Source organism: Methyloprofundus sp. (assembly GCF_965251085.1).
Classification (GTDB): Bacteria; Pseudomonadota; Gammaproteobacteria; order Methylococcales; family Methylomonadaceae; genus Methyloprofundus.
The window spans coordinates 3,327,762-3,353,695 of record NZ_OZ252594.1 but is presented as its reverse complement, the minus strand read 5'-3'; the positions used below and the strand labels follow the sequence as shown (position 1 = coordinate 3,353,695).

Annotated in this window: 28 protein-coding genes; 23 read left to right on the top strand and 5 right to left on the bottom strand. The window is 40.9% G+C overall.

The window, feature by feature from the left end:
- The first annotated feature begins 24 nt into the window (after positions 1 to 24).
- From ACQY3F_RS15610 to ACQY3F_RS15505, 22 genes are all read left to right on the top strand, one after another.
- On the top strand, positions 25 to 1,839 hold the full coding sequence (locus ACQY3F_RS15610; RefSeq protein WP_428355861.1) for a Druantia anti-phage system protein DruA: 1,815 nt from the start codon (positions 25 to 27) through the stop codon (positions 1,837 to 1,839).
- A 22-nt stretch (positions 1,840 to 1,861) separates the two neighbouring features.
- Positions 1,862 to 2,134: a hypothetical protein gene (locus ACQY3F_RS15605; RefSeq protein WP_428355860.1), complete on the top strand. Its 273-nt coding sequence runs from the start codon at positions 1,862 to 1,864 to the stop codon at positions 2,132 to 2,134.
- 159 nt (positions 2,135 to 2,293) lie between these two features.
- Positions 2,294 to 2,758, top strand: coding sequence for a hypothetical protein (locus ACQY3F_RS15600; protein WP_428353027.1), 465 nt, complete (start codon positions 2,294 to 2,296; stop codon positions 2,756 to 2,758).
- A 59-nt stretch (positions 2,759 to 2,817) separates the two neighbouring features.
- Complete coding sequence (locus ACQY3F_RS15595; protein ID WP_428355181.1) at positions 2,818 to 4,551, top strand: putative transposase; 1,734 nt, start codon at positions 2,818 to 2,820, stop codon at positions 4,549 to 4,551.
- 34 nt (positions 4,552 to 4,585) lie between these two features.
- Positions 4,586 to 4,840: a transposase gene (locus ACQY3F_RS15590; protein WP_428355858.1), complete on the top strand. Its 255-nt coding sequence runs from the start codon at positions 4,586 to 4,588 to the stop codon at positions 4,838 to 4,840.
- Positions 4,837 to 5,910 (top strand): IS3 family transposase, encoded by a 1,074-nt coding sequence (locus ACQY3F_RS15585; protein ID WP_428355856.1) that lies wholly within the window; start codon positions 4,837 to 4,839, stop codon positions 5,908 to 5,910. The genes ACQY3F_RS15590 and ACQY3F_RS15585 overlap by 4 nt, the downstream gene beginning before the upstream one ends.
- A 415-nt stretch (positions 5,911 to 6,325) precedes the next feature.
- Positions 6,326 to 6,679 (top strand): IS66 family insertion sequence element accessory protein TnpB, encoded by a 354-nt coding sequence (tnpB, locus tag ACQY3F_RS15580; protein ID WP_428353775.1) that lies wholly within the window; start codon positions 6,326 to 6,328, stop codon positions 6,677 to 6,679.
- Positions 6,663 to 8,360, top strand: a complete 1,698-nt coding sequence (gene tnpC / locus ACQY3F_RS15575) for an IS66 family transposase (RefSeq protein WP_428355854.1) — start codon at positions 6,663 to 6,665, stop codon at positions 8,358 to 8,360. Before tnpB ends, tnpC begins: the two co-directional genes overlap by 17 nt.
- A 17-nt stretch (positions 8,361 to 8,377) precedes the next feature.
- Positions 8,378 to 8,593, top strand: coding sequence for a hypothetical protein (locus ACQY3F_RS15570; RefSeq protein WP_428355853.1), 216 nt, complete (start codon positions 8,378 to 8,380; stop codon positions 8,591 to 8,593).
- Between the two features lie 206 nt (positions 8,594 to 8,799).
- The gene (locus ACQY3F_RS15565) at positions 8,800 to 9,258 is read left to right on the top strand and encodes a VF530 family DNA-binding protein (RefSeq protein WP_428355852.1); all 459 of its coding nucleotides are present in this window, start codon (positions 8,800 to 8,802) and stop codon (positions 9,256 to 9,258) included.
- A 111-nt stretch (positions 9,259 to 9,369) separates the two neighbouring features.
- On the top strand, positions 9,370 to 9,681 hold the full coding sequence (locus ACQY3F_RS15560; protein WP_428355851.1) for a type II toxin-antitoxin system HigB family toxin: 312 nt from the start codon (positions 9,370 to 9,372) through the stop codon (positions 9,679 to 9,681).
- Positions 9,678 to 10,142, top strand: coding sequence for a helix-turn-helix domain-containing protein (locus tag ACQY3F_RS15555; protein WP_428355850.1), 465 nt, complete (start codon positions 9,678 to 9,680; stop codon positions 10,140 to 10,142). Before ACQY3F_RS15560 ends, ACQY3F_RS15555 begins: the two co-directional genes overlap by 4 nt.
- Positions 10,143 to 10,362: 220 nt before the next feature.
- Positions 10,363 to 10,806, top strand: a complete 444-nt coding sequence (locus ACQY3F_RS15550) for a hypothetical protein (protein ID WP_428355849.1) — start codon at positions 10,363 to 10,365, stop codon at positions 10,804 to 10,806.
- Positions 10,807 to 10,837: 31 nt separating this feature from the next.
- A complete protein-coding gene (locus ACQY3F_RS15545; RefSeq protein ID WP_428355848.1) occupies positions 10,838 to 11,065 on the top strand; it encodes a hypothetical protein in 228 nt (75 codons plus the stop codon).
- A gap of 187 nt (positions 11,066 to 11,252) precedes the next feature.
- Positions 11,253 to 12,197: a 1-aminocyclopropane-1-carboxylate deaminase/D-cysteine desulfhydrase gene (locus ACQY3F_RS15540; RefSeq protein ID WP_428355846.1), complete on the top strand. Its 945-nt coding sequence runs from the start codon at positions 11,253 to 11,255 to the stop codon at positions 12,195 to 12,197.
- 6 nt (positions 12,198 to 12,203) lie between these two features.
- The gene (ppk1, locus tag ACQY3F_RS15535) at positions 12,204 to 14,300 is read left to right on the top strand and encodes a polyphosphate kinase 1 (protein ID WP_428355844.1); all 2,097 of its coding nucleotides are present in this window, start codon (positions 12,204 to 12,206) and stop codon (positions 14,298 to 14,300) included.
- Positions 14,301 to 14,736: 436 nt separating this feature from the next.
- Positions 14,737 to 16,899 carry an ABC transporter substrate-binding protein gene (locus ACQY3F_RS15530; protein ID WP_428355843.1) on the top strand — a complete coding sequence of 721 codons (2,163 nt, stop codon included), beginning with the start codon at positions 14,737 to 14,739 and terminating at the stop codon, positions 16,897 to 16,899.
- A gap of 471 nt (positions 16,900 to 17,370) precedes the next feature.
- Positions 17,371 to 18,348 carry an ABC transporter permease gene (locus ACQY3F_RS15525; protein WP_428355842.1) on the top strand — a complete coding sequence of 326 codons (978 nt, stop codon included), beginning with the start codon at positions 17,371 to 17,373 and terminating at the stop codon, positions 18,346 to 18,348.
- A 312-nt stretch (positions 18,349 to 18,660) separates the two neighbouring features.
- Entirely contained in the window at positions 18,661 to 18,870 is a 210-nt protein-coding gene (locus ACQY3F_RS15520) for a hypothetical protein (protein ID WP_428355841.1), read from the top strand.
- Positions 18,871 to 18,923: 53 nt separating this feature from the next.
- On the top strand, positions 18,924 to 19,337 hold the full coding sequence (locus ACQY3F_RS15515) for a hypothetical protein (protein WP_428355840.1): 414 nt from the start codon (positions 18,924 to 18,926) through the stop codon (positions 19,335 to 19,337).
- A 101-nt stretch (positions 19,338 to 19,438) separates the two neighbouring features.
- Positions 19,439 to 20,041, top strand: coding sequence for a c-type cytochrome (locus tag ACQY3F_RS15510; RefSeq protein WP_428355839.1), 603 nt, complete (start codon positions 19,439 to 19,441; stop codon positions 20,039 to 20,041).
- 144 nt (positions 20,042 to 20,185) lie between these two features.
- Positions 20,186 to 20,470: a hypothetical protein gene (locus ACQY3F_RS15505; protein WP_428355838.1), complete on the top strand. Its 285-nt coding sequence runs from the start codon at positions 20,186 to 20,188 to the stop codon at positions 20,468 to 20,470.
- 211 nt (positions 20,471 to 20,681) lie between these two features.
- On the opposite strand, the gene ACQY3F_RS15500 is transcribed toward ACQY3F_RS15505, so the two are convergent.
- The 5 genes from ACQY3F_RS15500 to ACQY3F_RS15480 form a co-directional block, all read right to left on the bottom strand.
- Positions 20,682 to 21,275 carry a hypothetical protein gene (locus ACQY3F_RS15500; protein WP_428355837.1) on the bottom strand — a complete coding sequence of 198 codons (594 nt, stop codon included), beginning with the start codon at positions 21,273 to 21,275 and terminating at the stop codon, positions 20,682 to 20,684.
- Positions 21,276 to 21,513: 238 nt separating this feature from the next.
- A complete protein-coding gene (locus ACQY3F_RS15495; RefSeq protein WP_428355835.1) occupies positions 21,514 to 21,714 on the bottom strand; it encodes a hypothetical protein in 201 nt (66 codons plus the stop codon).
- A 9-nt stretch (positions 21,715 to 21,723) separates the two neighbouring features.
- Positions 21,724 to 22,731 carry a M14 family metallopeptidase gene (locus tag ACQY3F_RS15490; protein WP_428355833.1) on the bottom strand — a complete coding sequence of 336 codons (1,008 nt, stop codon included), beginning with the start codon at positions 22,729 to 22,731 and terminating at the stop codon, positions 21,724 to 21,726.
- 4 nt (positions 22,732 to 22,735) lie between these two features.
- On the bottom strand, positions 22,736 to 24,169 hold the full coding sequence (locus ACQY3F_RS15485; protein WP_428355832.1) for a glutamate--cysteine ligase: 1,434 nt from the start codon (positions 24,167 to 24,169) through the stop codon (positions 22,736 to 22,738).
- Positions 24,170 to 24,632: 463 nt separating this feature from the next.
- Positions 24,633 to 24,902, bottom strand: coding sequence for a hypothetical protein (locus tag ACQY3F_RS15480; RefSeq protein WP_428355831.1), 270 nt, complete (start codon positions 24,900 to 24,902; stop codon positions 24,633 to 24,635).
- A 300-nt stretch (positions 24,903 to 25,202) separates the two neighbouring features.
- Here ACQY3F_RS15480 and ACQY3F_RS15475 point away from each other — a divergent pair, with 300 nt between their 5' ends.
- The gene (locus tag ACQY3F_RS15475; RefSeq protein WP_428355830.1) at positions 25,203 to 25,931 is read left to right on the top strand and encodes a hypothetical protein; all 729 of its coding nucleotides are present in this window, start codon (positions 25,203 to 25,205) and stop codon (positions 25,929 to 25,931) included.
- Positions 25,932 to 25,934 lie beyond the last annotated feature (3 nt).

Genomic DNA, 25,934 nt, shown 5'->3' with positions numbered 1-25,934 from the left:
TAATTTTTGCAGGCAGGCAACATAATGACAACAGCTATTACCCAACCCCTTACACTTTCTGCTCGTTATTTTTCTAAAAAAGAACTCGCCTACGTTCAGCAAACCGTTAACACGTTCCCCAACTTAAGCCTGACCGAACTTGCCGAAACGCTATGCGAACATTTGCACTGGGTCACGGCAAAAAAACGCAATAAAATTAATGCCTGCCTAAGCGCCTTAGCTAAGCTGGAAAAATTGGGCTATATCAGCTTACCGGTAAAACGCGTTCAAAAGAAACGCGAATCAAAACCGATCATCTGGACATCACAATCGGTTCCTGGTGTACCTATTGAATGTGAGCTCAGTTCCTTGGGGCCTATAGAATTAGAGGTTGTCACAGATAAGGCGGATGTCGCGCTTTGGAATGAGCTCGTTGATCGGCATCATTACCTGGGTTATCGTCATCCTATCGGTGCGGCCTTAAAATACTTTATCATCTCCAATACACCGACACGACAAATCCTGGGTTGCCTGCAGTTTTCAGCCTCTGTCTGGCACCTGGCTGACCGTGATCACTGGATTGGCTGGCAAACGAAAGATAGGGAGCAACGCTTAAACCTGATCATTAATAACACCCGTTTTTTGATTTTACCCTGGGTCAAAGTCAAAAATTTAGCCAGTCACGCCTTGTCTATCGTGACTCGTCAAATTGCAGATGATTGGGATAAAACGCACGCTTACCGTCCCGTCTTGATTGAAACCTTTGTGGACACCACGCAATACCACGGCACCTGTTATCTCGCTGCTAATTGGTCACATATCGGTGAAACCAGTGGCAAAGACTGGCAAAAAGCGACGGATAATAAAGAGGGCACCATTAAGAAGTTGTTTGTTTTTCCGCTTAATCCACACTTTAGAGCCGTATTGAAAAATGAACCTGTCAGCCAAAAAAAATCGATCATTGATGACGACTTTTTAAACTTATGGGGCAAGGTTGTCAATATCATCTCTGAGGTGGCTCTTGCCTACGATGCCACCTGGCAAAAACGCAAACGGGTGATAGACTCATTATTACTGGTTTTTCTTATTTTTCGCCTGGTTTTTTCAAAAAACACACAGAGCTATGGCACCACCATTACCGAATTCTGGCACAATTGCCATCGGATGAAGTTTCCCTTGCCCCAAAAACAAGCCATTTCAGCCTCATCCTTTACCGAGGCACGTAAAAAACTGAATGAATCCATTTTTATCGAGTTGAACCAGCGCATTATCCAGGCCTGTCCTGAGAAAACATCAGAACGCTGGTTGGGACATCGCCTGTTTGGAGTGGATGGTAGCAAGATCAATCTGCCCCGAGAATTAATCAAAGCAGGTTATGCCACACCACAACAAAACAGCCATTACCCACAAGGCCTGCTCAATTGCTGCTATCAACTTAAATCAAAAATCCCCTATGATTTTGATCTGGTCAGTCATGGCAATGAACGCAAGTGTGCTTTGGCGCATTTACAAACACTAGAGCCAAATGACGTTTGCGTCTATGATCGCGGTTATTTTTCTTACGCCTCTTTATCCCAGCACATTCAAGCGGGCGTACACCCTGTTTTTAGAATGAAAAGACAAGCAGGGAAAGCGATTGATGCATTTATCGACAGTGATAAAATAGATGAAATCATCACTCTGATGCCAACAAAAGCGCGCCAGAGAGAGATCAAAAAAGAATTTCCTCAGATGATCTTTGTACCGTTAAAGATACGTCTCATCAAATATGTCATTGATGGCACGAGTTATTGCATTGGCACCACGCTGATGGATAAGCAATACACTATCCCCCTATGTCAACATACCTGTCGCCTGTAAAATTTTATTTTAGGAGACAGAAATGGCATTATATAATCAGGAATTCAAAGTACAATCTGTAGAAAAAGCATTATCCAGACGATCTGATCAAACGCTTAACACTATTGCCGATGATTTACGTATTGGTTATTCAACACTTCAAAGATGGATCCACTTAGCCAAGAAGAATAAATTAGAGAAACCCGAAACAAGTATGTCAAAAGAAAAAAGCCCTCAGGATTGGGCTAAAGCACAACGTCTTGAGGCCGTAATGGACTGCCACAGCCTGAACGGCGAGCAGCTTCAGACATCTTGATTCGCTATCCTGAAAGAAATCCATTAAAACTTAAACTAGGCAATATAATTAAAGGGTTAGGGAATTATTGTCAAATGATTGATATTTTCAGCTAAAGAAATGAAAATGGTACTCATTTAGGTTAAACTAAGCCCTCATATCATACGAGGTATTCAATTAATGCAGCAACTCATGCTCCCAATAATTCCTCAGGGTACGACTATTATAAATGGTCAGGTCAGTGTTGATAACCGAAATGATGAGTGGTTTTATTTCCTCGGCGGTATCCCGATCTATTCTCACCAGGCTGACAATAAGAGATTATTTAGACTTCACACCTCTCAACTCATCAATACCGGTTCCTGTCGTTCAATCGATATTATTACAACCTTTGGTGTCTCTAAAAGTAGTGTTATGCGCTCATTAAGGCAACTACGAGAAAAAGGGGCTGATTCGTTTTTTGAACCTCGCCCGACTCGCAAGGGAGGACCACTCTTTACGCTTGAGGTTTTGCAGCAAGCTCAGGAATATCTGGATCAAGGTATGACGCCTAACGAAGCCGCTAAAGAATTAGGCATCCGGGCAGATACCTTTCGCAAGGCGATCAGTGATGGACGTTTAAAAAAAAGTCTGCCGCATCAATAGACCCCAATGATGGCAGTACCAAATCAGCCCGTGATATTATAGATGCCAATGCAGCCGATGTGCTTGGTACGGCCTGCACTCGAGTAGAAGAGCGAATCCAGGCTGCTTTGGGTGAGCAGGAAAAGGGAGCCTCAATCGAATTCGAATCCTGTTTAGATGTTCCTAAAGGCGGTGTGTTATGTGCATTGCCCGCGTTACTTGGCAATGGCTTATTAAATGACATTGAGCGCCACCTGGGCAAACTGACAGGTTACTATCAAACCTTTCATATTCTATTGCTACTCGCCTTTATGGGGCTATGTCGCATCAAAAATGCCGAACAACTTCGCGAGCATGCACCGGGTGAATTCGGAAAACTACTTGGCCTGGATCGGGCTCCCGAAGTGCGTTGTTTAAGATCCAAAGTAAAAGGACTGGCTGAACCAAAATCAGTCGAAAGCTGGGCGGCCGACCTCAGTCGACAATGGATGGAAAATGAACCAGAGGCAGCAGGAACACTCTACATAGATGGTCATGTCCGTGTCTATCATGGACACTTGACTAAACTTCCCAAACGGCATGTTTCACGCGAAAAACTCTGCTTACGGGGTATCACCGACTACTGGGTTAATGATGGTACGGGGCGTCCCTTCTTTGTCGTTGAAAAAACGGTGGATCCGGGCTTACTAAAAACGCTGGAAGAAGATATCGTCCCCCGATTACTCAAAGACATTCCGAATCAACCGAGTGCACAAGCATTACAGCAAAACAAACAAGCCTGTCGTTTTATCCTGGTGTTTGATAGAGAAGGCTATAGCCCCGCATTCTTTAGAAAGATGTGGGACAAGCATCGTGTCGCTTGCATGACCTATCATAAATTTCCCACCGAAAATTGGCCACTGGACAATTTTTCCAGTCAGGAGATCACCCTACCGAGTGGTGAAAAAGTCATCATGAAACTCGCCGAACGAGGCAGTCTGGTTGGAACTGGAAAACAGGCGATGTGGATGAGAGAAGTGCGCAAGTTGACTGATTCTGGTCACCAAACCAGTATTATTACCACAGCCTATGAACTAGAATTGACGGCTGTTTCTGGGCGAATGTTTAGCCGGTGGTGCCAAGAGAACTTTTTTAGATATATGAAGCACCACTATGGGCTAGATATGCTACAGGAGTATGGAATAGAGCCACTATCCGATACCCAAAAGGTGGTCAACCCTGATAGGCGCCAACAGGAAGGACAGCGTAATTCGATACAATCCAAACTCAATTACCGTCTATCTCGATTTGCAGCGATGGAACTTCATCCGGTGATTAAAAAAGATGAAACGGAAGATGTGAAATACAAGAAATGGGAAAGAAAACGAGCAGAATTACTCGAAGAAATAGAGCATTATGAAAATGAACTAAAAACCATCAAGGAAAAACTAAGCCAAACGCCCAAACACATTACCTGGCAAGAGTTGAGAGACGAAGATAAGTTCGAACAGCTTCTGCCAGGGAAAAAGCGGCTGATAGATACTGTCAACATGATCGCTTATCGGGCAGAAACAGCAATGGCCGCTCTGCTAACCTCACCGACAATCGACTTTCCGATGGCAAGGCAACTATTACAAACGCTGTTTGTGACAGAAGCAGATATATTACCCGATGAAGTAAAAAAACAACTTCGGATACGTGTGCATAGTACTTCCCGACCTGCAAGTAATAAAGCAATAGAAAAGTTATTTGAACAACTCAATCAAACGGAACTCAATTATCCAGGAACCGATCTGCGCTTAATTTATGAGCTGACTTCATCCGCAAAAAATTAGGAAATGGTCTCAAATTAGTTTCGTCTGAATCAAGATGTCTGAGCTTAGCTCATATTGCCGAGAAAATGGAATTTACCCGCATCATGTGAAGGAGTGGAAATCAGATTTTTTATCAGAAAAGCAAGCATCTAATTCTGTTTCCAGGCAAGAACAAAAGAAACTTAAACAAGAAAACAAACGCTTACAGAAAGAGCTCAATCGCAAGGATAGAGCGCTCTCTGAAACAGCCGCCTTACTGGTATTATCAAAAAAGTGCCAAGCGATCTGGGGGGAAAAGGAGGTCGCTTGATCTCCTACCCAGATCGCAAGCAATACTGTGCATTCATTGACGAGGCGGTACAAAATGGCGCAAGACAGCATCTGGCTTGTGAGCTTGTTGGCATTGCATCTCGTACTTATCAACGGTGGAACCAGGGGAAGAAATTATCAGAAGACCAAAGAATTTACAATGATTCTCCTGCGCACAACAAGTTATCAGATGTTATTAGGCAAGACATACTAAGGGTTATTAATTTGCCTGAATATAGCACATTAACCCCTTACCAAATAGTGCCTACTTTATTAGACATCGGTGAATATATTGCATCAGAATCAACATTTTACCGAGTAATGAAAGAGTATAATCAACTTAAACACAGAGGTAAAGGGACAGCAGCTCAGCGTAAGAAACCCCGGTCACTAAAAGCGACTGCAGCCAATGAAATCTATTCCTGGGATATTACCTATTTATTAAGCCCGGTAAAGGGGCAATACTACTATTTGTATATGGTGATGGATATTTACAGCCGGAAAACAGTCGGCTGGCAGGTTCATGATTGTGAATCAAGTGCTCATGCCGCTGATTTGATAGAAGATATTGCCTGCCGAGAAAAAATAGATAAAAACCAGTTGGTGATTCATTCTGACAATGGAAGCCCGATGAAAGGTGCAACATTGAGAGCAAAAATGATTGATTTAGACATCAGTCCTTCGTATAGCCGGCCGCGCGTTAGCAACGACAACCCTTATTCGGAGTCCTTATTTAAAACCGTCAAATATCATTATACCTTCCCAGAAGATCCGTTTACATGTTTAAAAGAAGCAAGAGATTGGGTGGAAGGATTTGTGGATTGGTATAACGATGAACACCAACACAGCGCGATTAAATTTGTAACACCTAATCAACGTCATAATGGCTTAGATAGGGCAATACTGGAGAACAGAAAGAAAGTTATTGAACAAGCGAAGGTGCGTCATCCTGAGCGCTGGAATGGGCGTAATACAAGGAATTTAAGTCCCATAAAGACTGTTTTTCTGAACCCTGACAAGGATGATATTAACTCGGAAGAAAACGAATTAAAGTTGAAAAATGTAGCTTAAGCGAACAATAAAGCAAAAGGCGACATGGGCCGCCTATTACCGTTGACGGTCATCGGCTCCTCAGCCTGTACCGTAATGGAATTATATCATTACCGTTGTAAAAATACCTTGGGGGTTTGGGGGCAAAGCCCCCATGTACTTGCACAGCAAGTTTTATATCACAATAATGCGACAGGTTGGTTGACATTTAGCGTTTATGCCCGCAAAAGTTCGGCTACTGGAAACGTAAATCGACTGTAAAGCCTACTACTTCCCCTACAGGATTTACGCGCATTCGGGTTGACGAGGGTATCTCACCGGATCTAGCTATTGGATTATCCTTACGATTTAATGATGGCACACGTCTGGAAGGTATTACGCAGGACACTATGTCGTGTATTCAACCACTGCTTGAGCTGTTGCGGTGACGGTTGTTATGCGTCCATCCCTGTCTTTAACGGAGGTGTATCTGTATCGGCGTCCCATTGATTTTCGTAAGTCACACCGAGGGCTATCGGCGATTGTTGAATGTGAGTTAGGGCATAATCCTTTTGAGGGGGCTCTCTATGCCTTTACGAATAAACAGCGGAATAAGATTAAATGTCTGTTCTGGGAAGATAATGGTTTTGTCCTTTATTACAAGTCATTGGTAGAAGACAAATTTAAGTGGCCTAAAGGTGATGAAGAGACATTAACCTTAACAGGACAGCCGTTAAACTGGTTGCTGGATGGCTTTGATATTAGCGCGATGAAGGGTCATAAAAAACTTCAATATGAGTCTGTTTTTTAGCTGTTTTTGTGTTCATTATTGCCACTATAAAGGCTATAATAAAGCCATGATTTTAGCCGATATTTCAAATATAAAACAACAAGATAAAGCCGGTTCTTTGCTGTCGGAGAGTGTTGCTTTGTTGCTTGAAAAAGAAGAGGCTATTGATGAACTGACGCGTGTGATTGAAGTTAAGTCTGGGGTGATTTCCGAACAGAAAAAACGCATCCTTATTCTGGAAGAGGTACTACGCTTATCTAAAATAAAACGCTTTGGGTCATCGAGTGAACAATCTCATCAATCCTCTTTGTTTGATGAAGCAGAGAATGAAGCAGATAGCAGCGAGGAATTAGACCAGGAAGCTGATGAAGCACCTGAGGGCGATAAGCAGACAAGTTCTACTGGCACGAAGAAAAAGCCGGGACGCAAACCCTTCTCAGATAAGTTACCTCGCGAGCAAATTTTTATTTATTTAACCGATGAAGAAAAAGAAGGTGCTATTGATACTTTCTTTACTAAAGTGAAAGAAGAGCTGGATATTATTCCTGCTAAAGTACGTGTTCTTGAATACATGCAGGAAAAAGCGGTCTTTATCAAACAGATTGAAGGCGAAAAACAACGCCAGGTTAAAGCCGCACAAATGCCCAGACACCCTATTGCCAGAGCAATGGGAAGCATCAGTTTAATGTGCTTTGTTATTATCGCCAAGTATGCTGACGGCTTACCTTTATATCGGCAAGAAGGCATCTTGTCTCGTTATGGGGGTGACATCTCCAGAGCGACATTAGCAAACTGGATGATCGCACTGGCTAAACAACTTCAGCCCCTGATTAACCTGATGCGAGAGCATCAACACACAGGGACAGTCATACTCGCTGATGAAACGCGGGTTCAGGTATTAAAAGAACCGGGGCGGCCAGCGACCTCAGATAAATATATGTGGGTGACGCTTGGCGGGCCACCGGGTGAAAAAAGCATCCTGTTTGAATACGATCCCTCTCGTAGTGGAGACGTCCCCATGCGCCTGCTTGACGGCTTTAGTGGCTATCTGCAAACCGATGGCTATGCGGGGTACAATGCCGTGTGCCAAAAAAACAGCATCACCCAGCTGGGGTGCTGGGATCATGCGCGTCGTTATTTTAAAGATGCCCAGAATGCACAGCCTAAACGCAAAAAGGGACAAAATAACAAACCCTCAAAAGCAGGTAAAGCGCTGAGCCTGATCAATAAACTGTATGTCATTGAGCGAGAAATTAAAGACCTGTCAGTGGATGAAAAATATCAGCAGCGCCAGGAGAAGAGCATTCCTGTATTGAACCAGCTCAAAGCCTATCTGGAAGAAAACCAGCATAAAGTACCTAAAGATAGCCTGACAGGAAAGGCAATGACTTACCTGAGTAACCAGTGGGAAAAACTCAATGTGTATTGCACCCATGGTGAACTCAATATTAGCAACATCCTGGCAGAAAATGCGATTCGCCCGTTTGTGATAGGGCGCAAAGCCTGGTTATTTTCTGATACCCCTGCGGGTGCTCGTGCCAGTGCAATACATTACAGCCTGATAGAAACAGCTAAAGCAAATGGGCTGGAGCCTTATGCATATCTTAAGCAGGTTCTCACTGCTTTACCTTATGCTGATACGGTTGATAAAGTGGAGGCTTTGTTGCCCTGGAATATTAAAAAATCAGATACGCCTGAATAGGGCAAGTACGTGCTTCGTTGAGCGCTTACCCCTTTGATGGTGAAACTGCAACTCATTATGCAAAAATCATTGCCTTTACAAAAGAAAAAGGTCGGCCAATGAGTGTTGAAGATGCGCAAATTGCAGCGATTGCAGTACAAAACTCTGCATTGCATGCTACGCGCAACACTTCTGACTTTGATTTTTTGGAAAATTTAAACCTTGTCAATCCATGGCTATACACAGCGTATTAAAACAGCGCGAAAATTTCAGGGGCTTTGATTTATGATTCTTAACAATATTACTGATTGAAATATAGTCATAAATCATAGACCACGCCGTCTTTATTCTATTTCAAACTGTTATACGTCCACCTGTATCTGAAAACAAATAGGTTCGAGTAAACGTAATATGTGATGCCACAATAGGTATAATGTAGATATTGACTTAGGTATTTTAAGTGGACATTAACATGAGTAATGAGATCAATTATAAGAACAACCCGTTACACGGTGTTGGGTTGAAAAATTTGTTGGTTGAAATAGTAGATCACTACGGTTTTGAAATTCTCTTTGCCTATTTAAACATTAATTGTTTTAAGATCAGGCCGAGCATTGATTCTAGTGTGAAGTTTTTAAAAAAAACAGATTGGGCGCGTGAAAAAGTTGAAGTTTTCTATTTATACGAGTTTAAAAACTTACCTAGAGCATCTTTCGAACAGTTTTCGTTACCTCCTAGGGATAGAGTTATTCCAGAAGGTCAATCCCCAGGTGAACCAGCAGAGTTAAGTTTAGAAGACGCTGAGCGATTGCGCTCAAAACGCGAAGCTAAATCGGCTGAATGGGGTCAGGGGACAAAACATGGCTCGGATAAGCGTGTCGATCCATGGGCAAACTGGAAACCCAAATCTGAACGCTGAGGTAAAGGGAAGGCTTTCATTTTTAAGTAATCTCAAAGGTTTACATTTTGTAAATCATCAAGCGTGGTAATATAATTCACATTATGTAAACGAAAAGAGAAGCTTATTATTGTGCATGTTATTTCAAAGAAGCCATTTTCAGAAGCATCAAATACATATCCAAATGACCGAGAGGCAATTATTGATATTTATAATGTGCTTAGGAAAGGTGGATTTGAAACACCACAAATATTAAAAGAAACATTTGCTTCGCTTGATAATTTTAAATACAAAGACAAATGGTGGGTTATAGATATTGGAGGCAACAACGTAAGGTTAATCGTTGCAATACTTTTTTCTACTCAAAAAGTATTTGTAAAGCATATTGTTACCCACCCTGAATATGACAAACTGACGCAGAGATACAAGAAAGGAGAATTATGATGTTAGCTTTAAAACCAGAAACTCTAACAAACTCTTTTTTAGGGTTTGCTTCAGAGGCTTCAAATATTCTACATATAAAAACTGAAAAAGATTATCAGGATGCTCTTGCAACAATAGAACATTTATTTTCAGAGGCAAACGATACAACAAATGATCCTTTGAATGATTTAATAGAAATTATTTCAAGAGCAATTGAAAAGTATGAATTAGGTCAAGAGGAGATAGTTTCTTTTGACCAACAGGCTAATAGCAAAAGTCAGGAAATATCTGTCATTAAAGTATTAATGAGCCAGCATAACTTGACACTTGCAGATTTTAAAATGGAAATTGGCTCAAAATCATTGGTATCAATGATTTTGAATGGTAAAAGAAATCTCACAAAAGAGCATATAGCTAAACTATCAAGTAAGTTTAATCTTGACCCTGCATTATTTTTTAATCTTAATTTATTGAAATTATAATAAAAACCATGCAAGTACGTAAAGCATAGGATCTGCTAAAGCAGGGTTGCTTTTTGGCATTCTACTTTTTATTAACAAACCATTCAAACTGACGCGAAAAGAACAATCAAGGCTTCATCCAGCTTGATCCCTCCTCTATTGCCTAGATCATTCACCCGTCAGGGATGAAAAGCATACACTTTGCGGTGCAAAGCCTAACGCCCTCTGATAAGCTTGCCTTATGAAATACGAAGATATTTACAATTTATCTATGCGGTTTGCACCACCTAAAGTTGACCTTAGGAAGGCACAAATACAAGATGATTATGGTGACGAATCTTTTGCAAAGCTAACTGTAGATCATAAAAAACCAGATGATGTGAAAAGAGAGGAGTTCGACTATTATGGCTGGGTTTATCCCTTTATGGAGCCTGAAGATCTCTTGTTCTATTTATATGCAATGGTTATTGAGTTTAGCAATGACCAAGAAATAGATTGTATTGAATCTTTTATGTATTCAATGGATAGAGAAATAAGTGTGCTACAAGCTATCCTGTCAGGCGAAGAGCAACAGACTCTAAAAAATGCATTTCAACAAATTTGGGATATAAGCGGCCATGATTATATCGTTTTTGCACAGTGCAAAAATTTACAAAAATTAATTGGTATTACAGTAGAAGTATAGTGCAAACATGTAAAAAAACCAGGCTATAGCAATGGCTGAATGGCAAGGTCCGAATGCTGGGTTGGTTGTATTGCAATTAATTGATAGCCCGATATGGCTCAACAGTTCGTATCATTGGAGTGCAGTTCTGGCAGAGTTGCAATACCGCTGTGGCATGACTACTTTAGCGCAGAAAAACGCTGAACAGGCGTTACAAAAAGCACCGACGGAGAATATTAAGAAAATGTTGCGTAACCGTCTCGAAAAATACAGTCTTTGAGAAGGTAGCGATACAGCGTTCTAAAAAAGGGAGCTTCAAGGAAAAACTTCAGGGTCTTTGATTTATGATTCTTAATAATATTGACTGATTTTTCTAGGATAAAGTAAATACAGTATGCTGAAAATATTAATTCAATTAACTGAACAACGTTGCAATTTCATCAATGCTGAATTACTAAATTATTGATATGCTAAATAAGCAGCTTGTTGCCCTAGAGCAAAAACTAGGCAGCTCAATATTAAATTTTATCGATGAGCCATTTATAAAAGAGCAGGGCGTAGAGCTCTGGCTAAAAAGGGATGATTTATTGCATCCCGTTATTTCAGGAAATAAATGGCGTAAATTAAAGTATATTCTGGATCATGCTCTCTCACTTAATACCCAAAAGATTATATCTATGGGAGGCGCATATTCTAATCATCTACATGCTCTGGCCTATGTAGCTAAACAATTAGGCATAGCAAGTCATGGGATAGTTCGCGGTGAACGACCTGAAGTATTGAACCCAAGTTTAGTCGATATGTCTGCATGGGAGATGTCTTTGGAGTTTATATCCCGTTGTGAATATCGTAAACTAAGATCATATACACTCTCTACGACCTTGCCAGAGCTGCAACCCGGGGAGTACTGGCTACCTGAAGGGGGGGCTTTAGAACTTGCATTACAAGGGGTTGCCGAGTTAGTTGGTGAGTGTGATATAAACTATGATGTGCTTTGTGTGCCTTGTGGAACAGCAACGACTATGGCTGGACTGATTAACGCAGTGCCTGAAAATAAACAAGTGCTTGGTTTTGCTGCTTTAAAAGGCGCGGGATTCTTAACTAATGAGATAAAAAGATTATTAAATCACGTTGATTGTCATAACCTTGACTGGTTTGTTAACTTAGAATATCACTTTGGTGGTTTTGCAAAAATAACGCCGACTCTTGATTGTTTTATTAATCAGTTTGAGCAAACGCATAAGATAAAATTAGAGCCAGTGTATACTGGGAAAATGCTCTATGGAATTTATGACTTAATAAGGCAGGGCTATTTTAAATCAGGGCAAAAAATCATTGCGATCCATACAGGTGGATTGCAAGGCAATAGAGGGTTTGCTTCACAAAATTTACGTTATATGGAAAAGAGTTAAATATCGATGGCTGATAAAAATGAAAATACACAAGTGCTTGATGAGATTGATCTCAATGATCCATCACTCTATTATAATCGCGAATTGAGTCTATTAGAGTTTAATGAGCGTGTTTTGGCGCAGGCAAAAAATGAAGACTTGCCTTTACTTGAACGCTTAAATTATTTATGTATTTCCTGCTCAAATTTAGATGAATTTTATGAGGTCAGAGTAGCAAGTGTCATTCAGTTAGCCAGCCTAGATCCACAGGCGACTATGTGTGATGGCATGAATGCCCAGGAACAACTGGATGCGATTGCACCAAAAGCACATGAATTAGTTGATGAGCAATATCGTGTACTCAATGAAGTCTTGATTCCACAACTGGCGGAGGAAAATATTCGCTTTATTCGCCGTCATAACTGGACCGATCGACAAAAGGAGTGGTTACAGGTATTTTTCCATGAAGAGTTATTACCGATTTTAACTCCGGTAGGGCTGGATTCTGCGCACCCGTTTCCACGCATATTAAATAAAAGTTTAAACTTTATTATCTCTTTAACCGGAAAGGATGCCTTTGGGCGAAATAGTGGTCGTGCAATCCTGCAGGCACCACGAGCATTACCAAGAATTATACAATTACCCAGCGAAGAAACAGGCAGCGGTGAATATGACTTTGTATTTTTATCCTCTATCATTCACGCGTTTGTTGATGAATTATTCAATGGTATGACTGTTAAGTGCTGCCATCAATTTAGAGTGACACGCAATAGCGACCTATTTGTTGATGATGATGCTATCGATGATTTACTGAATGCAGTGGAAGGCGAGTTAGCCATGCGTAATTATGGCGATGAAGTACGTCTGGAAATTGATGCTCATTGCACTGAGGGTACGGTAGAATTTTTGGCAAAACGCTTTGGTATTACCGATGATCAGGTTTTTCAGGTTAATGGCCCGGTAAATTTGAGCCGTGTACAAGAGATCTCTGATCTTGTTGATCGCCCTGATTTAAAGTTCACCCCTTATAAGCCATCTATCCCTAATCAGTTAGGGCGCAATAAAAATTACTTTCAGGCCATAAAAAAACAGGATATTTTGCTCCACCATCCGTATGAATCTTTTTCTCCGGTAGTAGAATTTATCCGTCAGGCGGCTATAGATCCGGATGTATTGGCGATTAAACAGACCCTGTATCGCACCAGTTCTGATTCGCCTATTGTTAATGCTTTGCTTAAAGCAGCGAGAGCGGGTAAAGAAGTGACCGTCGTTATTGAATTACGTGCGCGCTTTGATGAAAAAGCCAATATTACCTTGGCTGCAAAATTACAGGATGCTGCCGTACATGTAGTGTATGGTGTAGTAGGTTATAAGACACACGCGAAAATGTGTCTTGTGGTGCGCAAAGAAGGCAAGGAATTTAAGGACTATGTGCATTTGGGGACAGGCAATTATCACCCCAATACGGCAAAATTTTATACGGATTATGGCTTGTTTTCGAGTAATCGAGAACTGGGTGAGGATGTCAGAAAGGTATTTGTACAATTAACCAGTTTGGGAAAGGTAACGAAATTAAATAAATTATTACAATCGCCGTTTACATTGCACAAAAGCTTATTAGAAAAAATTGATCGGGAAATAGGTTTTGCTAAAAAAGGTAAGCCGGCAAAAATTATTATCAAAGTAAACTCGGTGGTAGAAATTAAATTAATTCAAGCTTTCTATCGGGCTTCTCAGGCAGGCGTTGAGGTTAAATTAATTGTGCGCGGCATTTGTTCATTAAGGCCGGGTATTAAAGGGGTTTCTGAAAATATCGAAGTGCGCTCGATTATTGGCCGGTTTTTAGAGCATACCCGTGTTTATATGTTTGAGAATGGCGGTAATCCAGAAGTGTTTGGCGCGAGTGCTGATATTATGAGCCGTAATATGTTTAGCCGCGTTGAGGTCTGTTTTCCTATTGAGAAGAAGCAGCTAAAAGAGCGAGTTTTAGGCGATCTGAAAGCGTATTTAAAGGATAGTGCAGGGTCTTGGATTATGCAAAGCGATGGTAGCTATAAGCAGAGTGTCGTTGAAGGAGAAGCTTATCAGGCACAAGCCGCTTTGATGGAGCAGTTCTCTGGCTAGTACAGCAACTTGTTAATCGGGTTAATTGAGAGTTGCGTCTGCGCCGCTCCACTTCACTTTGTTCCGTTAATGTTTTAAAATCAATTGGATGTATACTTCGCGCGGTCGTGACCGCGCGAAGTATAATTGTTCCTTGGCTATCATATCCTCACGGTGTTGTACGAGTTAAAGCTAATCTTTATGAGACGTAAGCCTACTAATAGTTTGCAGGTTTACACTCCGGCAAACGTTCTATAGTCAGTGAGTGTGCAGCTGATATCTGCCAAGACGATATGGCCCTTCTCCAATATGAGATGAGTCTTAAAATAGCGGCCTATTCTAATATAGGATAGATCAGAGCCAATATATGTACAGATTTAAAAGGCGGGGATGTGAAGTTTCGCTGTATGATCTGAACACTATTTGCTAAAGTTGGCAGTATCTTTAAGAGTAGCATTTGCTTATAACTTCCTTACCAGTGACTGACTTATTAAAAATTGTCTTTTTTATCCTTAGCTACCTGAGCTTATCTGCCTGCAATGACGGGGTACTCAATAATCCTTATTCAGCGTCTTCTGGAAATAATCAGGCAGTTCTGTATTCTTCATTTTCAGAACGTCCGCGTCATCTGGACCCTGCAAAATCTTACAGTTCCAATGAATATGTCTTTATCGGCCAAATCTATGAGCCGCCGTTTCAATATCATTATTTAAAACGTCCGTATCAACTGGAGCCGTTAACAGCAACACAAATGCCTGAGCTTATTTATCTGGATAGTGCAGGCAAGGCATTGCCTAAAGACGCACCGGCAGAGGATATTGCCTTTTCCGATTATATTATCGACATCAGGCCCGATATTAGCTATCAACCCCATGCTGCTCTGGCTAAGGATCAACAAGATGAGTATTTATATCATCAACTTACACAAGCGCAGCTATCTGATATCAATTTTCTCAATGATTTTACCCAAACTGGGACCCGTGAATTAATCGCGGCCGATTATGTGCATCAGATCAAACGTTTGGTACATCCCAAAATTTCTTCGCCGATAGGCGAATTAATGAAGCAATATATTGCAGGCTTGGGGGAATATGCTGAAACGATTAAAGATAAACCATTAACTGCTTTAACAGGGGCTGAGATTAGCGGCGTTGAAGTATTAGAAAAGTATCGCTATAAAATCCGCATTAAAGGTAAATATCCACAGTTTACTTATTGGCTGGCGATGTTGTTTTTTGCGCCTATGCCGTGGGAAGCGGATGCTTTCTATAGCCAACAAGGCTTGATTGATAAGAATATTACGCTGGATTGGCACCCCCTAGGTACCGGGCCTTTTATGCTCGAGGAGAATAATCCTAATCTGCGTATGGTAATGTTAAAAAATCCTAATTTCCATGCTGATTATTACCCGCAAGCAGGTGAACCAGAAGATAAGGAAAAAGGTTTATTGGTTGATGCCGGAAAGCAGTTACCGTTTATCGATAAAGCTGTGTATAGACTGGAAAAAGAATCTATTCCTTACTGGAATAAATTTCTCCAGGGTTATTATGATGCCTCGGGTATTGCCTCGGACAGCTTTGATCAGGCAGTGCAATTTACCGGCGATGGTGAGCTGGGCTTAACTGCTGAGATGCAGGATAAAGGTATACAGTTACAAACGGCCGTTACCAGTTCTATTTTTTATATGGGCTTTAATATGCTGGACTCGGTGGTGGGTGGCAGTAGCGAGCAAGCCCGCAAATTGCGCCTTGCGATTTCCATTGCCATTGATTATGAAGAATATATTTCGATTTTTATGAATGGTCGCGGTGTGACTGCGCATGATGTGATTCCCCCTGGAATTTTTGGTTTTAGCGAGGGTAAGCAGGGCATAAATCCTTATATTTATGACTGGGATGGCGAACAGGCGCGGCGCAAGCCTTTACAAGATGCTATACAATTAATGCAGGAAGCAGGGTATGCGGATGGCATTGATAAGCAAACCGGCGAAGCCTTGATTTTATATCTGGATACAGCGGCCAGTGGCCCTGATGACCGGGCGCGGCTTAATTGGTATCGCAAGCAGTTTGCTAAACTGGGTATACAGTTAGTTATTAGAGCAACGGACTATAACCGCTTCCAGCAGAAAATGCTCAATGGTAATGCGCAAATTTTTATGTGGGGCTGGAATGCAGATTACCCTGATCCAGAGAACTTTTTTTTCCTCCTATATGGCGCGAATAGCAAAGTTAAGCAGGGTGGAGAAAATGCAGTAAATTATGAGAATAGCGACTTTGATCGTTTGTTTAAGCAAATGAGCAATATGGAAAATAGCCCTGAACGTTTGGCTATGGTTAAGAAAATGCAGGAAATAATTCGTCATGATGCTCCGTGGGTATTTGGGTTTCATCCCAAGAGTTTTTCCTTATTTCATGATTGGTACTATAATTTAAAGTCCAATTTAATGGCGAATAATAAATTAAAATACCAGCGTATAGACCCACAGAAGCGCGAAGTTTCAAGACAGGAATGGAACCAGCCGATATTATGGCCGGTTTTATTGGTGATTATTCTGCTGATTTTGTTAGTGCTACCGGCAGTACGAAGTTTTCAGCGACGTGCTAGAGAGACTATTAAATAATGCTGTTTATAATTTGCTTTATTCCCATAAAGCGAATGAAGAGAAGCGTGAAGTATGGTTTTAGGAGCGAGGATTTAATAATATCCGAAAGTATGACGCAGGGTTTTGGCATCACAGGCGTGCTAGGAAAACAGGCGCATAGCAGGCTACGTAACTGTTTTTATAGTGCGACTGTGGCGTCAAAAGACAAGTCAGACTCGGGTATTATTGAATCCTCGCTCCTTAATCCTAGAAAAATCAGTTGCTCACAGTTTCTAGCACAAGCTATTGATTCCACCGCACTTCCAAAAAATGCCCACTTAACCTATGGGTGAAGCTAAGATTTTTTGAAAGCACTGTGAAACCAATATCTTGCACTATAAATTCGCGCTCAACTGATTTTTCTAGGTTAATGAACAATCTTGATGAAAAACAGGCGAATACAGCAATTTCTTCATGATAAAAATAATGATATTTTAAGAGCCCCATTCTATGTTTAACTATATCTTACGGCGTTTTTTATATGCCTTTCCCTTATTGCTTGGGGTCAATATTCTCACCTTCGTGTTGTTTTTTATCGTTAATAGCCCTGATGATATGGCGCGTATGCAATTGGGGCAGAAGCATGTCACAGAGCAGGCGATAGATAACTGGAAGCAGCAGCGGGGTTATCATTTGCCACTACTCGTAAATGAACATAAAACAGGATTAGATAAGATTAAAGACACTATCTTTTATCAAAAATCTCTGCGCTTATTCGCATTTGACTTTGGTATTTCAGATAGCGGTAGAAATATAGGTAAGGATATCCAGCAAAGGATGTGGCCTAGCCTGGCTATTGCCTTACCTGCATTGGTAGTCGGCTTGATGGTGAATATTAGCGTGGCTTTAATGATGGTGCTGTTTCGCCAAAGTTATCTGGAATTCAGCATTATTGTGCTGTGTATAGTGATTATGTCGATCTCTTCTTTGTTTTATATTATTGGTGGCCAGTTTGTAGTCGGCAAGCTACTGATGCTGGCGCCAATTTCGGGTTACGATACCGGGATAAATGCATACAAGTTCCTTATACTTCCGGTAATTATCAGTGTTGTGTCTGGAGTAGGCGCAGGAGCGCGTTGGTATCGCACTTTATTTTTAGAAGAAATAGAACAGGATTATGTGCGTACCGCACGGGCAAAAGGACTGACTGAAACTCAGGTATTGTTTAAACATGTCCTGAAGAATGCCATGATTCCTATTTTAACCGGGGTTGTAGTGGTATTGCCGCTATTGTTTATGGGCAGCCTGATTACAGAGTCATTTTTTAGTATTCCAGGGCTGGGCAGTTATACGATTGATGCCATTAACAGCCAGGACTTTGCTATTGTCAGAGCGATGGTTTTTCTAGGCTCTGTGCTTTATATTATTGGTCTGTTATTAACAGATATTTCATATACGTTAGTTGATCCACGAGTAAGGTTGTCATGATACTAAGGAATGCGCACGAAATAACTTAAGCAACTGACTTGTCTTTTTATCCGTTTTCTGCGTTGTAGAAACTGTTACATAGCTGGCTATGCGTCTGTTTCTACGTCTTGAATACGAATAAAAATCCTGCGCCAGATGCTCAACTTATTCCGTGCGCGTTCCTAAGGAGCGAGAATTCAATAATACCCGAAGCCTGGCTTGTTCCTGCCTACGCAGGAATGACGCTAAAATCCTGCGTCATACTTTCGGGTATTATTAAATCCTCGCTCCTAAGGCGTATTTATAAATTTAATTATCAAGCAGGGCGTATTGATGGATAGAAAAGAGCAATTTGAAAAACTCGCTCGAGAATTTAATTTAAAAGCAGCGGATTTTTATTTTCTGGATCTGATTCCATTGATCGAAGTGATGTGGCTGGATGGGAAAAATCAGCAAAGCGAATTAAGGCAACTCGCAATAAATAACCCACCCACCTTGCTGGTCTTTTTGTTCGTCTTCTGCGTTGTAGAAATAGTTACGTAGCTAGCTATGCGCCTATTTCTACGCCTTGAAGACAAACAAAAACCCTACGCAATATGGGTGGGTTATTTATTGCGCGTTACCTAAACCTTCTGTATCAGTTTGTAATAGAGCATATCGCTTTTATAGACCAAGCTGCTGGCGCTCAGGTACTCACCGTTAATGATGCTAATGATTTTCTGGGTCGCTTTGCGCACCGCAGACCGTCACAAAAACTATTAACTGAATTGCACAATATTGTGGCTAATGAAGCGGGTGTCACCGAGTGTCGTAAAATGGATATACTTGAATATTGTCTGGATATTTCGGCTGCCTGTGTAGTGCATTACCCCTACGGTATCCGTGAGCGGATTCGTCATGATGAAAAAAAATATCTGTTGAAACTATTTGCTGAATTTAATATTTCTCCGCAAAAAAAACCGAGTTCTTTTAAGCCGCTAGCGAGCAGTTATGGGCTTGTAGACGAATGATCTCTCGATTGTATTTTTTAGCTTGCAGTATGCACTATTAATAAGCCGTTATTTTGCGTAAAATAGCCTTAAAATTCATTAACTCAGGAAATATTTTTATTATGAAAAACAAAGCAATGGCATTAGCTATAGGGCTTACCGCTTTATCGAATATTCAGGTGACAGCGCAGGCTGCAAGTGTTGATGCAGGAAGAGATGCTTTTGAAACTTGCCGAGGTTGTCATAGTGCGCCTGGCTATAGTAATGTTTATCCGACCTATTATGTACCTAAAATCGGTGGGCAGGTAGCGGCTTATACTGTCGCTGCTTTAACGGCGTATAAGGAATCTAATCGTCCGCACGGTACCATGATGGCAAATACTTATGATTTATCTGAGCAAAAAATTGCAGATATCGCAGCCTATCTGGCAACCAATGCCGACGGTTCTAAATTAGCCAATGCAAATGGTGGAGATGCTAAGAATGGTGAACAATTAGCCGCAGCTTGTTTGGCTTGTCATAATGATGATACTAAGGATGGCGCAGCTAACCCACGTCTTGCAGGGCAGCATGCGAATTATATGGAAAGAGCAATGCAGGAATACCAGTCGGGCGCACGTAAAAATGCATTAATGCAATCGATGCTACAAGGTTTATCAGCTGATGAGATTAAAGATATCGCAGCATATTTCACTAGCTTAAAAGGTTTAACAGCAACAAAGTAACACTAGTTACTAACAGGCAGTGCGTCTATCTGCCTGTTTACCCCCTTATCTATGACTTAGCTGGCTCCCGGCAAATCACTGCCCAGTGCCTTTGCTAAAGCTATACATTCAAAAGTCAGGAACAATACCCAGGAGAAATAAGAAATGGCAGAAACCGTCGAAGAATTAACCGTTACCTATGAAGATGGTGGTATAGAAACGGTCAAAGAGCTGGATAAAAAAGTACTCACAAAAGGCGCGTGGGCAACTGTGATCTACCGCTATAAGGATTGGAACAGAAGCAAAGAAGAATACAGCCTGGACAAATTCACTATACGCCGTTATCAAAAACGAGATGGTGAATATCAACAAAAATCAAAATTCAATATCTCTAGCGAAAAGCAGGCCAGAGAAATTATCGTTGCTTTGCAGGACTGGTTAGAGGAATAGTGCCTAAGGTTGCCTGTATTGGAGCTTGCGGAATGCTGGAGAGGGTGAGGAGAATAAAATCATGCATTTATAATCCCCTCATCCCAACCTTCTCCCTCTGGAGAAGGAGTTTATTCTTAAGTCAACAGAATTGTTGGGTTTTGTACCTCTATTCAATCTACAAAAATACTTTCACAGGCTCTGAAAACCTCGCTTCCGAGTGTGTGTAACACTAAGAAAATAGCTTAGCTATACGCTGATAAATAGTGGGTTTTAATAGCGCTTTTATCTGTAAGGTGTCACTTGCTTTAGGAGCAGCTGCCTGCAATTTCTCAAATAATTCCGCAGCCTGTTCGACTTGCTTTTTCTGGATATAGTATTCGCATATAACAGAAATTAAGCCGGTGTATTCGGTGATATGAAACTGTTGTCTTTTTGGATAAAGCGTTTTTAACTCGATGTGGTTAGCAAAAATTATAGGGATTTCATCCGGGTTATTTTCAGCCAGACATAGGCGTGCATAATTACAGCGGGCAAATATATTTTTTGGGTTTGTCTGGTAATTTTCTTTAATAATCTGCTTTTGTTTCTCTGGGTCTACGCGCCCATAAGCAATCGCCAGACAACTATAAATTAAGGGCAGCGGATAGCTCTGTATCAATTCTTCTAATCTGGGTATGGCTTCTGCACCATTAACGTCTGCAATTTCAGAGAGACTGTTAAATTCATCCTGTATTTCCTGCGGAAGGTTGCGAAAGCGTTGATCTAAAATCGGCGCAGTCGTGAGTTCATAGGGTTCCTCTGTGGCTGCATTATTACTTGCCATATTAGCTGCTGTTCTGCTGGCGTTTCTGATTTTTTTAGACATATAGATTAATTAAATTGATCGTTGTCTGGTTTTAAATTTGGCCATTTGCCGAAAGCAAAAAACCAGATCATAACAATATTAGCGATGGGGATTAATAAGCACAAAACAAAAAATTTAGGGTAGCCTGCTTTTTCTAGAATTATACTGCCTAACCATAAGGTAAAAAGCATAAACAAAAATATTAAGAAAAATTCCATTATTTTTGCTCCTTAGTTTTTGAGTTAGGCCAAGGCAGAAAAGCAAGTTGTAGAAAAATCAATAATAAGCCAAAACCGGGTAGAAAGACTAATAGACCCCAGGCTGGGTGGAAGCCTACTTTTTTATAAATCATGCATACCGGCACTAGTATCATAAGGCCAATGATGACTAGTCGACCAAATTCGGGAAAGATAAACATAGCTTACTCCTACAGATGTATTCGTTCCATTAAATAACACAGACAGTCCTGGCGTATGACGCGCTCATCTAGAGTTAGCATAGAAGGCATGGTATTACGCTTAATTTGTAATTGCTGTTGCTCAATTTTGAAAAATTGCTCTGTAACATCAATTCCATGTTCATCGATAGCGGATAACGGCATTGTGTTATCAGAGTGTACCGTGCCAAAACAGGTTCCTGCAGAAATTTCACTGAAATTCATGCGCTCAATCTCGGTATCAAAAAATAGCTCTGAGTTTTGATCACTAAAACTAAAAGAACTATCTGCTTTGATTTTAACTTGCGCGGTCGTGTGGAATAAATCTAAATCTTGAATATGAGCTGGAAGTCCTACTAATTCAGTTAGATGGATACAGTCTTTTAGATAGGTATATGCGTGGTCAACCCCATGTATCTGCCCTGGGCGACCACATTCCAGCGTGACAGCAGGGCAGAGGTGGGCAAAAGCTGCTGATTGTACACCCAGAGGCCTTAAAAAGTAGACCACTAGTCGGCCAAATAAACGAGCCAGGTGTAGATAGCGATTATCAAGCTTGTTGATACAGGCATAATGAGGGTTTAATCCAGTATTATTATGTATATCGATGCTAGCAAACACCTTTTTTTCACGCATAATATCGACAATCTGACTGGCCATTTTAGTTTCTGCGCAAGGGGATGTCTCTGTTCCGGGCCAGATACGGTTGAAATCAGGTTGCGAGTCTAGTCTGCGTAAACCAGATGCTGCAGCATGCGTATTGCCAAAAAAAACAGATAAAGAACGTGGCAGTTTCTGTAATGCATATTGATTTAGTAAGCGCTGTATCGCCAGAAATCCTGTTGTTTCATTGCCATGCAATAAAACAGAGATAAATAAAGGTTGCGGGTTTTTCCCCTGTAAATGCAGCAGAGTCGGTTGCGGAAAAAGTGTATGTAAATCTTTTGCCTCACAACTGAGCAGTGCTTCAGGGTAGGTGTCTATTTGCTGGAGTTGCATGGCGTTAAGATATATCCCATCGACTGACAGGTAGTTCTGAATATTGGTGTGCTAGATAGGCTTTGGTCATATCCTGGAAGTTTTTCCCCTGTTGCTGTATAAATTGACGCTGCCACTGGCTACCGGTTTGTTTATTGGCGATGCGTTGCTCCATAATGCCTAAATAGGTATCAATATCTTTGTGATCAACTTGCAAAAATTGTAGACCTTTTCTTGCCCGTGATAATAAATCAGTCTGGATTAATTTTTGTAAATTTTGTTTATTGCCATCAAACCAGACGATATTGCCATCTAGGCCAAAACGGGCGGCCTGATAAAAATTATCTTTTGCCTGGGTAAACGGTAAAGGAATGCCATTCGCCATAATTTCGTTACTTAAATCTATCGTCAATCCATAATAAAACGCCGCATTGGCGATGGAATCAATAATGGTGGGCCCGGCCGAAGGGGTACGATGCTCAATTCTGATATGCGGAGTATGATCAGCATCAAAACCAATTAAAGGTCTATTCCAGCGCCAGATAGTGCCATTATGCAGGCGCAAGTGTTCAAAATTATCAATTGGATCATCAAATAGCTCGGGCAGCAACACGGGGAAATGCTCCAGGTTTTCCTGAAAACATTCCATAATGGATGCGCGTGCATAATCAGAGCCAAAACTAACTCGTTTTAAGGGACCGTGTGCAGCTCCACCATATCCCCCAGTTTCTATTGCTTGTTCAAACAGTGGGATACGCGATTCATGCCACAAGCTTTTACCAAATAAATAGGGGGCATTGGCACAGCTAGCAACGATAGCTGCCGAGGCTATGATAGAGGCATTATAAAAATGATGTGCCTGAGTCAGAGGGATTTGCGTATGTAGTTGTAAAGAAGTAGTTGCTGATTCCAGCATGACATCATAATGGTCAAATTTTAAATGTTCCTGCCCCACAATATCCAGATTAATCGGTTTGCCGCGCGCATTAAGGATTTGCTCATTTAGCACCCGGTAGCGATTCATATCCGACATATTGGCTAGGGTCATATCGGAGGGTTTGAGCGTCGGTAAAGTGCCTATAATCAGAATATGATTATCAAGTTCTTTAGCGTGATGACAGGACTTATCCCAGGTTGCTAATAAATTTTTATGTAAAGTGCTGAATACATCTGCTGTTAAGCGCTTTGGCACACCATTAAGTTCGATATTGAACTTTGCTAATTCAGGGAAGGCCAGAGGGTCATTCAGGTTTTGCAGAAAAGAAGCATTATTAGGTGCCGCTTGCATAGCATCATCAATCAGCCAGGCTTCAATTTCAAATCCTGCGGTAGGTGGTAATTCTGAGAGCTGCTTTTGCTCAATTACGCTTTTTAGGTGCTGAGTTTCCAGCTGCAGGTTTTTGTGAAAGTGAGCGAAGTGATCATCATTAAAAAGCGTTAAATTTATTTCCTGCCCCATAATTTCACCCTGCATTCTAACGGTTTGTATTGATCATAATAGCTTGATTGCTATAGACCATAAAGGTTAAGCTGCTTTCCTTGAGATTATCTGTGCTTGATTTTAGGTTGAAGGTCGATCACAAATTAGGTACAAATTTTAACTAGAAGATAACTCAATATGAGCTGGATCGCAATAGATATCACTGTAGACGCTTATTATCGAATAGTTCTTGAGTCTGGAGGAGATATTCTTAGGAAAGGAATTAATGAATTCTATTTTTGAAATTAGAAAGAATTGCAAGGGTAGTTAGAAACAACTGTGAAATTATTTTTAGCTTAACATTTGCTGATAGCGTGGAAGATTATATGAAGGTGCTGGGCTAAAGTCTCTAAGGAACAAGATTAAATAATATACAAAATTATAGGATATGCTGAGGTACGAAGCGCATCAATCGCACTGCTATCCCAGCCAGATCTACAGTTTAAGATAATGTATCTAGCCAATCATTGAGCTGTTCTGCATCTTCAAATTGATAGCGATCCATGATCCGTCTTGGAAGTGGCCAGGCTGCAATAATTTCATCGGTAAAGTCATGTACTGTCGTTTTATATTTTACTAATACATCTATCGCTTCAAGTGCATCGTGTTTACTACTCAGGTCATGACCAAGTAATTCTGCATCGGCTAAAGAACTCGTTTCTGGTGCTTTAGAAAATAGTTGCGAATAGATTTGTTGAATTGATAAAGTCATGATCTATTACCTCATTATTAGTGTTTGATGAGTTATATTGTGACGGGACAACAATACAGAAACTGTGACCAAATACTCAGTTTCTGTATTTGTTAAACATTATAAGTATAGTGGGATTATACAGTCAACAAAAAATAGTTGATTAACATAGTTTAATTAATTTTTACCGCTTTCATTGCTATCTTAAAGCTTTATTTAAGCTACAATTGTTTATAACAAATATTGCCTGTTTTTACACAGCGAAACAGTGTTTATGGCGTGTTGGATTAGCAGTTTTTCAGGGGTGTCAGGGTTATTAATATGCAGAGAAAAATGTTAGCTTTACTAATTTTGTTTGGGGGGATAGTTGCTTGTAGTCAGGTGACCCCGGATATTCGATATCCAGATAAGCACGTGAGTTATGAAAACACTGGTTTTAGCCCTTGGCAGGCAGGGCAGTGGAGTCGCTATCGAACAAGTTCGATTAGCCGTGATGGAATGTTTCACCTGTTTGATTCCAGTGTCTCCAAAGGTGAGATTCTATTGCTAATTGCTGGTAGGGAAGGTAATGGGTATTGGCTGGAAATGCAGGAAAAAGAGCAAGACAGTGTGCAAAATATTGCTGCACTTATCATAGCAGATACCTCTAAAGGCTACCTGGATTACCAAATCAAAGCACTAAAACTTCTTGAAGACGGGCAAGAAAAGTACTTTAGCTCAGTGGATCTAAGGGGTGGCAAAGCCGAAGAGCAGCTGGAAATGGTAAACATCTGGCTTAATTTGCTTGTATTTTCTTTACATGATGGGTTTTACCGGAATATACAACTTCCAGCGGGGCAATTTTTGGCGGTAAAAGAAGTACCGATGACCGTTTCTTTGAGGTTGGGGAGAATGAGTGGCTACCTTTGGTATCATAATACGGTACCAATATTTCCTGTTACAAAAATTAACTTAACCACCAGTACCTCTGAATGGTTTAATACCACAGAGTCGATCGAGTTAGTTGATTTTGGTAGTGTTGGGCAAGCAAATTATTTTTCTTACGAGTAATTA